Raw genomic sequence first — 14,272 nt, 5'->3', positions numbered from 1 at the left:
TTTTTGTAATTCAAAGAACGCTATGAGCCGAAAAACCATCAACAAAAAACTATTAGCTGTTTCCGTAATGGCCACGTTCCTGAGTGCCTGTTCGCTGTTTAAAGGCAGTACCGGCACCACCACCAACGTACCGAAAACAGAAACAACCAAACCGAAGACCGAAGAAAAAAAGAAAGAAGAGGAAAAGAAAGCAGAAGCCAAACCGGCGCCCTTCAATGTGCCTGCATTTGCTAAGGAAGTAAAAAGATCCTCTTACAACATTGCTTTATTTGCTCCTTTATACCTTGATTCCGTATTTGCCAGCTCCATGGAGATCCCCGGACGTACCATGCCACGCTACGTGCTGCCGGGCCTGGACTTCTACGAAGGCGCACAACTGGCGCTGGACACCTTACGCCAGCAGGGCCTGAACCTGAACGTAATTGTGTACGACAGCAAATCCCGCCTGAACAGTGTGCCCAACCTGATCCGTAACCGCAACCTGGATGCTGTAGACCTGATCATCGCATCTGTATCCAACCCGGAACTGAGAGAACTGGGAGATTTTGCAAAAAGCAAGGAAGTGAACCTGATATCTGCCACCTACCCGCAGGACGGCGGCATCAGCAACAACCCCTTCCTGCTGATCACCAACAGCACCCTGAAAACACACTGCGAAGCATTACAGAATTATGTGCAGACCGGCTTTGCCACCAAGAACATTGTACTGCTGCGCCGCAATAACAATATTGAAGCCCGCATAGCCAGTGATATCAAGGCGGCATACGACAAGCTGCAGAGCAACCGCAAGGTACGTATCAAAGAAGTGATATGGAACGAAGGCACAACCGATATGGAACTGTCTCAAAACCTGCTGACCGACCGCCCCAACATCTGCATTGTTACCGCGCTGGACGAATCGGGCGCCAAAGCCATCCTGCAGAAGCTGAGCATACAAAGCGCCACCTATCCCCTGCATATCTTCGGTATGCCCACCTGGGATGTAATGAAGTTCAAAGAGCCGGAGCTGAAAGGCCTGCAGCTGTACTACTCCACTCCCTACTTCAACGACAAAATGGACGCTTACAGCCGCTATATCAGCGACTATTTCAAGCGCGTATACAGGGCACGCCCTTCAGATATGGCCTTCAAAGGGTTTGAATCTACCTACTACTTTATCAAACTGCTGAACGATAAAGGCGTATACTTTAATGCCGCTGTAAACGATCCTTCCAAGAAAGTGTTCACCAGCTATAACTATCAGCCGGTCTACCTGAATGAGAATGATACACAGCCCGATTATTTCGAGAACAAGAATATCTACATCATACAAAAAAGCGACAGCGCAGATGTGAGACTGAATAACTAGCTGTTGGCTGTTAGCTATTGGCTTTTAGCTATATTGCCGGAAGAGGAATCATCCTCTTCCGGCATTTTTTTTGACGACTACTATTAGCTTTTAGCCACGGCTAACCGGCAACAGTTAAAAGCCAACAGCTTTTCCATGTCTCTGCTTCAATTTACCGATAAGGGCATTTACTGTGCTGCGGGCGACTTCTACATTGATCCCTGGCGGCCGGTTCAACGTGCGGTCATCACGCATGCGCATTCAGATCATGCGCGCTGGGGGCATCAGCATTATCTCTGTCAGCAGGACAGTGTTCCGCTACTAAAACTACGGCTGGGCGATATCAGCGTACAAGGGGTGCAGTATGGGGAAACGATCGCTTATAACGGTGTGCGGGTATCCCTGCATCCCGCGGGGCATATTATTGGCAGCGCACAGGTACGTATACAGCAGGGCGGCGAAGTATGGGTAGTGAGCGGCGATTACAAGCTGGAGAACGATGGTCTCTCCGGGCAATTTGAGCCCCTGCCCTGCCAGGTGTTCATTACTGAATGCACCTTCGGACTGCCTATCTATAACTGGCAGCCGCAGGGCATTATCTTCAGCCAGATCAGGGACTGGATCAGCGAAAACCGGGAAGCAGGAAAAAGCAGCGTACTGCTGGCCTACAGCCTGGGCAAAGCACAACGGCTGATGTATAACCTGGCGGACAGTGTAGACCGCTTTATGGTGCATGGTGCCATCGATGTTGCCCACCAGGTATTGCTGGCCAACGGGCATGCATTACCACCGGCAACTCGCATCACACCAGACACGCCAAAGGCAGACCTCAAGGGCAGTGTGATCATTGCCCCTCCCTCCGCCGCGGGCAGTGTGTGGATGCGCAAATTCAACCCTTATGCGCTGGGCATCTGCAGCGGATGGATGCAGGTACGGGGCCATATGCGCCGCCGCAATGCCGACGCGGGCTTTGCCTTATCGGATCATGCAGACTGGACAGGATTGCTGCAGGCCGTAAAGGCCACCGGCGCAGAACAGGTGTTCACCACACACGGCTTCAGCAGCGCATTTGCAAGGTATTTGCAGGAGAACGGTATAGCAGCCGCAGAAGTAAAGACCGAGTTTGGAACAGAAGAGGAGGAAGAAGGAACCAGTGTTGAGGCGTGATGTGGCTTTCGTCGCCTCGCAATCCGCCGTCCAACAAAACCTGTCCATCAAACAACATGAAAACATTCACCCATTTAGTCCGCATCCTGAGCAACAGCACCAAAACCAATGAAAAACTGGATGCCTTACGCCGTTATTTCGCCACCGCGGATGACCGGGATAAACCATGGGTACTGGCCCTCTTCAGCGGCAGACGCCCCAAACGAACCGTGAACAGCACCCAGCTAAAAAACTGGTGTATACAGGCCGCAAGCCTGCCGGAATGGCTCTTTGAAGAATGTTATCACAGCGTAGGCGACCTCGCAGAAACCATCGCCTTACTGCTACCTGAAACAGACCAGCGGCTATCCACCCACCCGTTACACTACTGGCTGGAGCAGCTCATCGCCATAGAAAAAGCCCCCGAACCCCAAAAACAGCAATTCATCCTGCAGGCCTGGCAGGAGCTGGATACCAATGAACGCTTTGTGTTTAATAAACTGATCACGGGTGGTTTCCGCATTGGCGTATCACAACAGATGATGGTGAATGCCCTGGCGCAAACCTATGATATCCCTCCTGCTACACTCTCTCACATGATCAGTGGTAACTGGGACCCGCGGCAAACCAGTCTGGATGCATTACTGCACGAAAACCACAGCGCTGCCGATGCTTCCAAGCCCTACCCTTTCTACCTGGCCTATGCCCTGGAAGGCACGCCGGATACACTGGGCGCACCGGAAGAATGGATCGCAGAATGGAAATGGGATGGCATCCGCGGACAACTCATCAAACGCAACGATCAGCTCTTTGTATGGTCGCGCGGGGAAGAGCTGATCACGGAGAAGTTCCCCGAATATGCACCACTGCTGAATATACTCCCCGAAGGCACCGTGATTGACGGCGAAATACTTACCTACAGCAATAATTTTCCGCTTCCCTTCCAGTTCCTGCAAACACGTATCGGCCGCAAAAACGTGACCCGTAAACAACTGCAGGAAGCGCCCGTAGTGTTCCTCTCCTACGACCTGCTGGAATGGGAAGGCAAAGATATCCGCGATACTCCCCTGCAGGAAAGACGGCAGCTCCTGGAACAACTGGTAGAACAGGTAAACCATCCTGCCCTGCGACTGTCTCCCGTCATTACCTTCCACCATTGGGAACGGCTTACGGAACTGCGGCAGCAGGCCCGTGACCAGGGCAGTGAAGGACTGATGCTCAAGAGAAGCAATTCCAGCTACCAGGTAGGCCGTAAACGGGGCGACTGGTGGAAGTGGAAGATAGATCCCTTCACTATCGACGCCGTGATGATCTACGCCCAGAAAGGACACGGACGCCGGGCCGACCTTTACACCGATTACACTTTTGCCGTAAAGGATGGCGATCAGCTGGTGCCCTTCACCAAAGCGTATTCCGGCCTTACAGACAAAGAGATCGGCGAGGTGGACTATTGGGTCAAAAGGAACTCACTGGAGAAATTTGGCCCCGTAAGAACCGTAAAACCGGAGCTGGTGTTCGAGATCGCCTTTGAAGGCATTGCCGCCAGCAAACGTCATAAATCAGGCGTTGCCCTGCGTTTCCCCCGCATCCACCGCTGGAGAAAGGATAAATCACCCGCGGAGATCAATACCCTCGAAGATCTCCAACAGCTGCTTAAAGAATACAAGGGCTAATGTGAACACTGTACCATTGTGGATATTTAGTATATTGTACAGGTAATCTAAGCTTTAACCAGCACAATATTCTGATGGAATTGAATGATATAGTATTGGATGAAAAAGACATGGGCATCCTCAAGCTGCTGCAGGAAGATGCCAAGATGACCATACGGGATATTGCCTCCCGTATGAACCTGAGCGCCACCCCTGTTTATGAACGCATCCGCAAAATGGAACAGGCAGGAGTGATCCGCCAGTATGCGGCTATTGTAGACGCGGCCAAGATCAATAAGGGGCTCACCGTACTGTGCTACATCTCCCTGAAGGAACATGGTAAAAAAGCCGGCGGTAAATTCATCCGCGAAGTAACCGGGTTTTCTGAAGTAACAGAATGCCTGAACATCTCCGGGCAATTCGACTTTATGCTCAAAGTGCAGGTAAAGGATATGAACGCTTATTACGAATTCAATGTAAACAAGCTGGGCGAACTGGATAATATCGGGCACATGGAAAGCGTGTTCGTTATGTCTGTGATCAAGGCCACACACAAAATTGTGTAGGAATCCATTTACTTTTGCAGTATGCTACAGCGCTTTCCGCAAATGCTGACTACCGTAACCGATGATGTGCTGCAAACAGCCACCATGCCTGTTGCCAGGCACAAACTGACGGTATCCAGTTCCAGGCGCACCAACTTCATCACAACACATACATTGCTGTTTGTAATAGACGGACATAAACTCCTGCATTTCGGTGATCATACGCATGTAGCAGAAGCCGGACATGTGATGCTGATCAAACGCGGCGTCTACACCATGTCCGAATACATACCGGAAGGCCTGAATTATGAGGCCTTACTGCTGTTCTTCACAGACGAGTTCCTGAAAAAATTCCTGCACAGCTACCAGCTGTCTGCCACTGCCGCATCAACATCCGCCTCTTACCTGGTGATCCCCACCAATGAACTGCTGGATAATTTCAAGAACCAGTTCCTGGGCTACTTCGGAAAAAAAATAGACGGTCTTGACAACATCCTCCAGCTGAAACTGCAGGAACTGCTGCTGCTCTTACTGGCAGGCCCGCAGCAACAACAGGTGCTGGCTTTCCTGCAGGGCATTGCTTTTGGCGGCCCCCTGGATATAGACTACATTGTTCGTACCCACCTGTTCCAGCCGCTGTCGCTGGAAGAGCTGGCCAAACTCTCCGGTCGCAGCCTGGCCTCTTTTAAACGTGATTTCCAGCAAAAGTTCCGGTGCTCTCCCAAGAAATGGATCAACGAACAACGCCTGGCGCATGCACGAATGCTCCTGCAGCATACTGATAAACAGGTGTCTGAAATAGCGATAGAATGCGGCTTTGAGAACATTCCCCACTTTATCAGGATATTCAAACAGGAGTACGGTATCACCCCCAATACCGACAGAGCCAAAAGAGCAATTGTTTGAGCTTTTAGCGTTACCGCCAGGCCACTGTCCTGCAATACCTTTGTGTAAATATTTTTCCGGCAAGCATATCGTATTACTGCCTGCGGTCCTGACAGACTGCAACCACTGCAAACTGCTGCCTGGATGTAAAACAGCAAGGCCTGTTTATCCATGATGCCGGAAAGTAAAGTACGGATCCATTCACTGTAAAAAAATCAACGATGACCGAACAGGAAAAGAACAAAGCGGTGGTAACCCGCTTTAACAAAGACTTTATTGAGAAAGGCGATCTGCAGGCATTTGACGAGATCGTGGCAACTGATTTTGTGAACCGCAGCGCTTTTGCCATAGGCGCATCACCCGGAAGAGAAGGCGTAAGGGATTATATCACCGATGTGCTGCACAAAGCGCTTTCAGACATTAACGTAGAGATCTTTGAACAAATAGCAGAAGGTGATACAGTGGTTAGCCGTAAAGCCATTACCGGCGTACAGACCGGGGAATTCATGGGGCAGCCCGCCAGCGGTAAGAAGATAGCCATGCACATGATAGATATCGTGAAGCTGAAGAACGGCCAGTATACAGAACACTGGCGTTACGGGCAGGTGATCAGCAACGCTGAATAAGCGCCTGTTGAAAATTTATTGTTACATTAACCCTATGAACCGTAAGCATTTTCTTTCTGCATTGCTGGGCACGGGTATGAGTATACCGGTGCTCAGCACTTTCTCCCGCGCAGCCAGCCGCTCTCCTGCCGAAGCTTATCCTTTCATACCGCCCTATTTAAAACCGGGCGATACCATCGGTATCACCTGTCCCGCAGGTCATATCAGCGCAGAAGAGATACAGCCTGCCATACGCATCCTGGAGAGCTGGGGTTTTAAAATCCGTATTGGCAGCACCGTAGGCAAACGCGATTTCACCTTCGGCGGCAGCGATGCAGAACGGTTACAGGATCTGCAGGCGATGATGGACAGTACGGATATACAGGCCATCCTCTGCGGACGCGGCGGATACGGCTGCGCCAGGATAGTAGATCAGCTGGACTTCTCAAAGTTCCGTGCACAGCCCAAATGGGTCATTGGCTTCAGCGATATTACGGTGCTGCATTGCCACATTAACCGGCATTACGGTATTGCCACCCTGCATTCCAAAATGTGCAACAGCTTCCCTGATGATCTTCAAAGCGCTGATCCGGAAGTACAGCAAACCATCCTCTCCATCCGCCAGGCATTGACAGGTGTTCCAATGCAGTACACTGCTTTACCGGATACCCGTAACCGTTACGGTGAAGGCAGGGGACTGCTTATAGGCGGTAACCTCTCCATGATACAAAGCGTATCCGGCACTGATTCAGCAATTGACACCAACGGTAAAATACTTTTCCTGGAAGATGCAGGCGAATACCTGTACAGCCTGGACCGTATGCTGGGCAACCTGCAGCGCTCGCATAAACTGGATAACCTGACAGCACTGATCATCGGGGGCTTTAACCGTATTAAACCCGATGATCCCGGAGAAGATTTTGGACGCACGGTTTATGATATGGTACTGGAGCGGGTAAAAGATCTTCCCTATCCTGTTTGCTTCAATTTCCCTGTAGGACACCAACGTAATAACTACGCGCTGAAATGCGGCGTAATGCACCGCTTATACGTAGCAAATGATAAAGTAACATTAACAGAAGAGCGATAAGCATCAGGCCATTACCAATGCTATCACAAACAGGATCGCCAGTACATACATCACCGGGCTGATTACTTTATACTGCCCTGTTAACAGCTTCAGGAGTACATAAGACAGCATACCGAATACGATCCCCTCTGCAATGCTGTAACTGTAAGGCATCATCACAATGGCCAGGAAAGCGGGCAGGGCTTCTGTTACATCATTGAAATCTATCTTCATCACAGCCCCCATCATCAGCATGCCTACAATGATCAAAGCGGGCGCCGTAGCCGCCTGCGGGATCATCGCAAATACCGGTGCAAAGAACAGCGCCAGGAGGAACATACAGGCTACCGTAAGCGCCGTCAGCCCCGTGCGGCCACCGGCGGCAATACCGCTGGCGCTTTCCACATAGGCAGTAACCACGCTGGTGCCTAACAATCCGGCAGCCGTAGTGCCCACCGCATCTGCCAACAACGCCTGTTTTGCGCGGGGTATGCGCCCCCGGCTGTCTAAAAGACCCGCTTTATTGCAAAGGCCTATCAGTGTGCCCACGGTATCAAACAGGTTCACCATCAGCAGGGTAAAAAGTATCAGCACCATGTCCATACTGAAGATCCTGTCAAACTGCAGCTTAAAAGCGATGGGCGCCAGCGAAGGCGGAAGACTTAACAGCTGCCCGTTTGCAGGCAGGTGTGTCAGACCCGATGGAATACCCGCCACCGTAGCGGCCAGTATACCAATGAGCAGTGCGGCGTTCACCTTGCGGTACATCAGCACGGCGCTCACGATCAGTCCTGTTAATGCGATCAAAGGTCCTCCACTGGTGATGTCGCCTATCTTCAGCACTACACCTGCCAGGCGGTCATTCCCCACATGACGCATACCGGTTTCAATAATGCCCGCATTTGCCATGCCGATCAATGCTATCAACAACCCGATACCCGCTGAGATGGCATGCTTCAGGTTATCAGGGATGCTGTTGATAATGGCTTCGCGTATATGGAGCAGGGAGAGTGCAATGAAGATAATGCCTTCCAGGAAAACGGCCGTCAACGCAAATTGCCAGCTGTAGCCCATTCCCGCTACAATGGTGTAGGCAAAGAATGCGTTGAGCCCCATACCCGGCGCCACGCCAATAGGCAGCTTTGCATAGAACGCCATCACCAGGGTGCCAATGGCCGCTGAAAGGGCCGTAGCCGTGATCAGCGCATTGAAATCCATACCGGTGCTGGAGAGGATACCGGGGTTCACAGCCAATATATACGCCATGGTAGAGAAGGTAGTAAGGCCGGCGAGGATCTCTTTTTTTACCGTGGTTTGATGGGCTGATAACCGAAAGAATGTTGATAGCATGCACAAAAATAGATTTTATCCTAATTTCATAGTATGACCGAAGGATGGAAAGTGATCACAGATTGGCTGGCTGCAAAAGAGCTGCAGCCTTTTGCATTTCAGGAAGCGGCCTGGCGTGCCTACCAGGAGGGGAGATCAGGACTGGTGAACGCCCCTACAGGATACGGCAAAACCTTTTCACTGTTCCTGGGGGTTGTAATAGACTGGATAGACCGTCATCCCCGCGACTACCGCAGGCAAACAAAGAACGGCCTGCAGCTGTTATGGATCACCCCCTTACGCGCCCTGGCAAAAGATATTGGCCGGGCCATGGAAGAAGTGCTGCAGGAACTGGATATTCCCTGGAAAGTGGGCATCCGCAGCGGCGATACGCCAACGGCTGTACGGCAGCAGCAGAAAAAACAGATGCCGGAGATCATGATCATTACGCCGGAAAGCATCCATGTGCTGCTGGCGCAGAAAGATTATGCACGCGTGTTCAGCGGCCTGCACACCATTGTAGCAGATGAATGGCACGAACTCCTGGGCAGCAAACGCGGCGTGATGGTAGAGCTGGCCATGAGCCGCCTGAAAGGCCTGGCGCGTAAAGAAGGGCGCCCGCCCCTGAGGATCTGGGGCATCTCTGCCACCATCGGCAACCTGGATGAAGCCCTGGAAGTGCTGCTGGGACGCCCCAACCCCGAGGCGGTGATCATCCGTGCACAGCTTAAGAAACAGATTGCCCTGGAAAGCGTATTGCCAGACGAGATCGAGAAATATCCCTGGGCCGGGCACCTGGGTACCCGCATGCTGCCCAAAGCCCTGCCCATTATACTGGAAAGCCGTACCACCCTCATATTTACCAATACCCGCTCCCAGTCTGAAATATGGTACCAGGAAATACTCCGGCAGTGCCCCGATTTGGCGGGGGCCATCGCCCTGCACCACGGCTCTATTGATATGGAGCTGCGCACCTGGGTGGAAGAATCGCTGCACACCGGTGTGCTCAAAGCCGTGGTATGTACCGCCAGCCTGGACCTGGGCGTTGATTTCCGCCCGGTAGACACGGTAATACAGGTGGGCAGCCCAAAGGGTGTAGCCCGCTTCCTGCAAAGGGCCGGACGTAGCGGTCACCAGCCGGGGGCCATGAGCCGCATCTACTTTTTACCCACCCACTCCCTTGAACTGGTGGAAGCCGCCGCCCTCAAAGCCGCCCTCCACGAAGAGCTGGTAGAAAGCCGTATGCCGGTACTGCTGGCTTATGATGTGCTGCTGCAATACCTGATGACCCTGGGCGTTTCAGACGGCTTCTATGCCGATGAGGTCCTGGAAGAGATCAGCGGCACTTTCTGCTATGCCGATATTACGGCGGAAGACTGGCAATGGATCCTCTCCTTCCTCACCACAGGTGGCGAGGCGCTGCAAAGCTATGATGAGTTCCGCAAGCTGGAGCGGGAAGGCGATCTGTACATCTGCCGCAGCCGGATGATTGCCATGCGCCACCGCCTGCATATCGGCGTGATCGTAAGCGATGCCATGCTCAAGGTGAAGTTTATGTCCGGCGGCTACATCGGCATGATAGAAGAATGGTTCGTCGCCCGCCTGCAGCCCGGCGATACCTTCAACACTGGCGGTTACATCCTGGAGTTCGTGATGATAAAGGATATGACCGTACTGGTACGCCGGTCTAAAGCCAAGCGGGGCATTGTTCCCAGCTGGGGCGGCGGACGAATGCCCTTATCGGCCAACCTGGGAAAGATACTGCGGCACACTTTCAACGAAGCGCTCTCCGGTACCTCGCGGGAGCCCGAGCTCCTAATATTACGGCCATTGTTTGACCTGCAGAAAGAACTTTCGCACATACCCTCGGAAGATGAGCTGCTGATAGAGAAGATAGAAACGGAAGATGGCCATCATCTTTTTGTTTACCCCTTTGAAGGACGCCTGGTGCATGAAGTGATGGCCGCGCTGCTGGCCTATCGTATCAGTCAGCGAACACCCATCACCTTCTCCATTGCCATGACCGATTACGGCTTTGAGCTGCTGAGTGATCAGCCCATCCCGGTAGACCCTACCAATGTACAGGAACTGTTCACTACTGAAAACCTCACGGTAGAACTGCAGGCCAGCGTCAATTCAACCGAGATGGCCCGGCGCAAGTTCCGCGACATTGCGGTGATAGCCGGACTGGTATTCCAGGGCTATCCCGGTAAACACAAAACCAGCAGGCATCTGCAATCATCCGCTTCGCTGCTGTTCAATGTGTTCAAAGATTATGATGCGCATAACCTGCTGCTGCGACAGGCCTTCAACGAAGCTTTCTTTTACCAGATGGAAGAAGCCCGCTTACGCGAAGCCATGGAGCGCATTTACAACAGCAGGATCGTGATCACAGACCCTCACCGGCTTACCCCCTTCTGCTTCCCGATTAAGGTAGACAGCCTCCGGGAACAGCTGACCAGCGAGCGCCTGGAAGACCGGATCAAAAAAATGCTGAAGCACCAGTAAGCCAATCAGTTCCTGCGCACTATTGAAAATAATGCTGCCATGACTGATTTAATGGGCGGTGTTTCCTAATTTCGTAGCCTGTAATTTGTAATTGAACAATTTGTATGGACATCGTGGAGGAAGCGGTATTTAATTTTCAACAACAAACATGGCATTTATCGGCAGGCAAAGCGCTCTATTGGGCGGAAGAGAAAGCCCTGATACTGTCTGACCTGCACCTCGGTAAATCTGCCCATTTCCGCAAGGCAGGCATTGCCGTACCAACAGGCATTATTGAAGAAGACCTGTACCGTTTGCAGCAGCTGATCACCCGCTACCACCCGGAACAGATCATTGTGGTGGGCGACCTGTTTCACAGCAGCGCCAATAACGAGGTGCAGTACTTTCGCCTGTGGCGGCAGCAGTTTGCGCATATCCGTTTTATACTGGTAAAAGGTAACCATGATATACTGGATGCATCGCTGTATGACAGCCTGCAGATCAACGTACAGGACACGCTTATTCTCCGCAACATACATTTTATGCATGAGCCCTGCGAGGATAAGGAGAACGGGCACTATACCTTCTCCGGTCACCTGCACCCGGGCGTGATCATTGCAGGAGGCGGCAGACAACATCTACGCCTGCCCTGTTTTTATTTCGGAAAACATTGCGGCATACTGCCTGCATTCGGCCGATTTACGGGCCTCGCCATGCTGAAGCCGGATACAGGAGAACCGGTATTTGCCATTGCCAACAAAAGCATCTTCCAGGTGCAGTAATGCTTATGAAAATTGCTTACAACCACATCTATGTGCATCCCTTACCGGAAGGCCATCGCTTCCCGATGGAGAAGTATGAGCTCATTCCTTTGCAGCTGCTGCGGGAAGGGGTGATCACAGCGGCAAATATCTTCTCGCCCGCACCCCTGGAAGAGGAGATCATCCTGCTCACGCATGATAAAAACTACTGGCACAAGCTCAAACAACAGACACTCAGTGAACGCGAGCAGCGCAAAATAGGCTTTACACAATCCCCTGCATTGACACAACGCGAGATCACCATCTGCCGGGGTACCATCGATTGTGCGCTGCATGCACTGCATCATGGCATTGCGCTGAATGTAGCCGGCGGCACGCACCATGCTTATGCCGACCGCGGAGAAGGCTTTTGCCTGCTGAATGACTTTGCCGTAGCTGCCAACTACCTCCTGGATCAGCAACTGGTAAAACAGGCGCTGGTCATAGACCTGGATGTGCACCAGGGCAATGGCACCGCTGCCCTGTTTGCGGGTAATGAAAAGGTGTTCACCTTCAGCATGCATGGCGCCGGTAATTATCCCTTTCATAAAGAAACATCTGACTGGGATATTCCCTTAAAAGACGGTACCGATAATGGTACTTACCTGCAGCTGTTGGAACAGGCCCTGCCCACATTGATCGATCGTGTAAAACCGGATATGGTATTCTATCTTTCAGGTGTGGATATACTGGAAACAGATAAGTTCGGGAAGCTGAAAGTTACACAGGAAGGCTGCAGGGAGCGGGATGAAATGGTATTCTCGTATTTACATAAGCACCAGATACCATGTACAGTTGCTATGGGCGGCGGGTACTCTGCAAATATCAGGGACATTGTGAATGCACATTGCAACACGTTTAAAGCAGCGGCTGCGCTGTGGAATTAAGCGCTTAAACTATATTAACAGGCTGCTCAAAATAAAAAGCCGCTCCGTTTGATAACGGTGCGGCATCATTGATGGGCTTTAGAAAAGCGGGGATTAACAAAACTTATGTATTAATCAGCGTCTTTTTCCATCGACATAATTCTGTATGTCAATGCGTATATACGAGTTATAATTTTATTGTTCTCTGCTGCTGTTATCAGCGCTTAATCCTTGATCTTTTTCTTCAGTAAACTTACCTGGTCCTGCAAATGGCTCACCATATCCGCCAGGTGGTTTACGCTCAGGCGGCTCTGCTGCCCTGTTTTGCTGATCACTGCATCTGACTGCCAGAGTTCGATCACGTCTTCCATGGCAACGGAATAGGGCTCAAACTGCGGATTGTCTGAAACCATGGTGATCTTGCCTTTGGAGCGGTTGCTTTTCAGGAGGCGTTTGTAAACAATGCCTTCGCGGTTGGTTACCACCACATAGGTTTCATTGTTCCTGATCTCTTCCCAGCCGTCTACTTTGTGACATACGATCACAGAGCCGGATGGCGTAGGCAGCATGGAATCTCCGGCTATCTCAAAAGCACGGTAATTACCAGCGCCCAGCATGGGAAGGGTAAAGGTGTTCAGCTCTTCAATGAACTCATCGTCATTATAACCGGCCAGGTAACCTGCTGCCGCTTTCACCGGCACAAATTCTATGTGCTGGCGGCTGTTGCCCAGCTTCTGCTGACGCCTTTTTTCCAAAAAGTTCTCTTTCTGTGAACCAAGGTCCCGGCGCAACAGGTCGTCAATGGATACACGGAACATGTCGCTGACCAGCTCCAGTACTTCCGTACGCGGTTCAGCCCGTTCTTCTTCATAAGCTCCCAGCAGGGAACGTTTGATTCCTAATTTATCTGCAAACTCCTGCTGGGTCCAGCCTTTCTGCTTGCGCAGGAACTTGAGGTTTTGACACGCTATAGACATACCCTAATATATTTAGTACATTGCTAACAAATTTAGTAATTAATTTTTGTAATCACCAAATATATTTCCAGTTATTCTGACGGCTTCACTTATTTTTGCCCGGGAAATCGGAACTATAAAACCACACATATGCATAGCACTTTGGTTCACATTCACTCGATCTTGAGATGGGTAATTTTACTGACTGGTATCTGGGCTTTCGTACGGGCGTTACAAGGAGCTAATGGAAAAACACCCTTTGGTGCTGCTGATAACAAGGCCAGCCTGTTTTTCTCCATCAGCCTGGATATCCAGTTCCTGATAGGTCTGATACTGATGTTTATAAGTCCGTGGGTAACATTCAACATGAAGGAAGCCGCTACCCGCTTTTTTTCAGTAGAGCATCCCACCATGGCGCTGATTGCACTGGTACTGGTGCATATTGGCCGTTCCAAAGTAAAGAAATCGCCTACAGACGCCCTGAAACATAAGCGTTCGCTTATTTTCTACGGACTGGCGCTGCTGATCATACTGGCCATGATCCCCTGGCCCTTCAGAACTGCGTTGGGCAGAGGATGGATATAAATAATTAGCTTTTAGCAGTT

Annotated in this window: 13 protein-coding genes; 11 read left to right on the top strand and 2 right to left on the bottom strand. The window is 51.2% G+C overall.

Annotation, left to right across the window (positions count from 1 at the left end):
- Positions 1-22: 22 nt before the first annotated feature.
- The 7 genes from Q0577_RS01735 to Q0577_RS01705 all read left to right on the top strand — a co-directional run bounded on the left by Q0577_RS01735 (position 23) and on the right by Q0577_RS01705 (position 7,250).
- Positions 23-1,348 (top strand): ABC transporter substrate-binding protein, encoded by a 1,326-nt coding sequence (locus Q0577_RS01735; RefSeq protein ID WP_298732165.1) that lies wholly within the window; start codon positions 23-25, stop codon positions 1,346-1,348.
- A 135-nt stretch (positions 1,349-1,483) separates the two neighbouring features.
- Entirely contained in the window at positions 1,484-2,494 is a 1,011-nt protein-coding gene (locus Q0577_RS01730; protein WP_298732163.1) for a ligase-associated DNA damage response exonuclease, read from the top strand.
- A 56-nt stretch (positions 2,495-2,550) separates the two neighbouring features.
- The gene (locus Q0577_RS01725; RefSeq protein ID WP_298732161.1) at positions 2,551-4,146 is read left to right on the top strand and encodes an ATP-dependent DNA ligase; all 1,596 of its coding nucleotides are present in this window, start codon (positions 2,551-2,553) and stop codon (positions 4,144-4,146) included.
- A 74-nt stretch (positions 4,147-4,220) separates the two neighbouring features.
- Positions 4,221-4,691 carry an Lrp/AsnC family transcriptional regulator gene (locus tag Q0577_RS01720; RefSeq protein ID WP_298732159.1) on the top strand — a complete coding sequence of 157 codons (471 nt, stop codon included), beginning with the start codon at positions 4,221-4,223 and terminating at the stop codon, positions 4,689-4,691.
- Between the two features lie 21 nt (positions 4,692-4,712).
- Positions 4,713-5,576 carry an AraC family transcriptional regulator gene (locus Q0577_RS01715; RefSeq protein WP_298732157.1) on the top strand — a complete coding sequence of 288 codons (864 nt, stop codon included), beginning with the start codon at positions 4,713-4,715 and terminating at the stop codon, positions 5,574-5,576.
- A gap of 200 nt (positions 5,577-5,776) precedes the next feature.
- On the top strand, positions 5,777-6,181 hold the full coding sequence (locus Q0577_RS01710) for an ester cyclase (protein ID WP_298732155.1): 405 nt from the start codon (positions 5,777-5,779) through the stop codon (positions 6,179-6,181).
- 34 nt (positions 6,182-6,215) lie between these two features.
- Positions 6,216-7,250, top strand: coding sequence for an LD-carboxypeptidase (locus tag Q0577_RS01705; protein WP_298732154.1), 1,035 nt, complete (start codon positions 6,216-6,218; stop codon positions 7,248-7,250).
- Between the two features lie 3 nt (positions 7,251-7,253).
- Here Q0577_RS01705 and Q0577_RS01700 read toward each other — a convergent pair whose 3' ends face one another.
- Positions 7,254-8,579, bottom strand: a complete 1,326-nt coding sequence (locus Q0577_RS01700; RefSeq protein ID WP_298732152.1) for an NCS2 family permease — start codon at positions 8,577-8,579, stop codon at positions 7,254-7,256.
- Positions 8,580-8,612: 33 nt separating this feature from the next.
- On the opposite strand from Q0577_RS01700, the gene Q0577_RS01695 reads away from it, so the two are divergent.
- The 3 genes from Q0577_RS01695 to Q0577_RS01685 all read left to right on the top strand — a co-directional run bounded on the left by Q0577_RS01695 (position 8,613) and on the right by Q0577_RS01685 (position 12,732).
- A complete protein-coding gene (locus tag Q0577_RS01695) occupies positions 8,613-11,066 on the top strand; it encodes a ligase-associated DNA damage response DEXH box helicase (protein WP_298732150.1) in 2,454 nt (817 codons plus the stop codon).
- Positions 11,067-11,170: 104 nt separating this feature from the next.
- Positions 11,171-11,827: a ligase-associated DNA damage response endonuclease PdeM gene (gene pdeM / locus Q0577_RS01690; RefSeq protein ID WP_298732148.1), complete on the top strand. Its 657-nt coding sequence runs from the start codon at positions 11,171-11,173 to the stop codon at positions 11,825-11,827.
- Positions 11,828-11,832: 5 nt separating this feature from the next.
- The gene (locus Q0577_RS01685) at positions 11,833-12,732 is read left to right on the top strand and encodes a histone deacetylase (protein ID WP_298732146.1); all 900 of its coding nucleotides are present in this window, start codon (positions 11,833-11,835) and stop codon (positions 12,730-12,732) included.
- A 203-nt stretch (positions 12,733-12,935) separates the two neighbouring features.
- On the opposite strand, the gene Q0577_RS01680 is transcribed toward Q0577_RS01685, so the two are convergent.
- Positions 12,936-13,688, bottom strand: a complete 753-nt coding sequence (locus tag Q0577_RS01680) for a LexA family transcriptional regulator (protein WP_298732145.1) — start codon at positions 13,686-13,688, stop codon at positions 12,936-12,938.
- Positions 13,689-13,850: 162 nt separating this feature from the next.
- Between Q0577_RS01680 and Q0577_RS01675 the strand changes: the two genes are divergently transcribed.
- Entirely contained in the window at positions 13,851-14,252 is a 402-nt protein-coding gene (locus tag Q0577_RS01675) for a hypothetical protein (protein ID WP_298732143.1), read from the top strand.
- Positions 14,253-14,272: the final 20 nt, after the last annotated feature.

Origin of the sequence: uncultured Chitinophaga sp. (assembly GCF_937898475.1) — a bacterium.
Taxonomy (GTDB): Bacteria; Bacteroidota; Bacteroidia; order Chitinophagales; family Chitinophagaceae; genus Chitinophaga.
The sequence above is the reverse complement of the archived record's forward strand: the minus strand, read 5'-3'. Positions and strand labels throughout refer to the sequence as shown.

Excerpts from the sequence above, each read along its gene's own strand:
- Q0577_RS01725 (WP_298732161.1), top strand. The coding sequence starts at position 2,551 with ATGAAAACATTCACCCATTTAGTCCGCATCCTGAGCAACAGCACCAAA.
- Q0577_RS01700 (WP_298732152.1), bottom strand. The coding sequence starts at position 8,579 with ATGCTATCAACATTCTTTCGGTTATCAGCCCATCAAACCACGGTAAAA.
- Q0577_RS01735 (WP_298732165.1), top strand. The coding sequence starts at position 23 with ATGAGCCGAAAAACCATCAACAAAAAACTATTAGCTGTTTCCGTAATG.
- Q0577_RS01695 (WP_298732150.1), top strand. The coding sequence starts at position 8,613 with ATGACCGAAGGATGGAAAGTGATCACAGATTGGCTGGCTGCAAAAGAG.
- Q0577_RS01730 (WP_298732163.1), top strand. The coding sequence starts at position 1,484 with ATGTCTCTGCTTCAATTTACCGATAAGGGCATTTACTGTGCTGCGGGC.
- pdeM (WP_298732148.1), top strand. The coding sequence starts at position 11,171 with ATGGACATCGTGGAGGAAGCGGTATTTAATTTTCAACAACAAACATGG.
- Q0577_RS01705 (WP_298732154.1), top strand. The coding sequence starts at position 6,216 with ATGAACCGTAAGCATTTTCTTTCTGCATTGCTGGGCACGGGTATGAGT.
- Q0577_RS01680 (WP_298732145.1), bottom strand. The coding sequence starts at position 13,688 with ATGTCTATAGCGTGTCAAAACCTCAAGTTCCTGCGCAAGCAGAAAGGC.
- Q0577_RS01720 (WP_298732159.1), top strand. The coding sequence starts at position 4,221 with ATGGAATTGAATGATATAGTATTGGATGAAAAAGACATGGGCATCCTC.
- Q0577_RS01710 (WP_298732155.1), top strand. The coding sequence starts at position 5,777 with ATGACCGAACAGGAAAAGAACAAAGCGGTGGTAACCCGCTTTAACAAA.
- Q0577_RS01685 (WP_298732146.1), top strand. The coding sequence starts at position 11,833 with ATGAAAATTGCTTACAACCACATCTATGTGCATCCCTTACCGGAAGGC.
- Q0577_RS01715 (WP_298732157.1), top strand. The coding sequence starts at position 4,713 with ATGCTACAGCGCTTTCCGCAAATGCTGACTACCGTAACCGATGATGTG.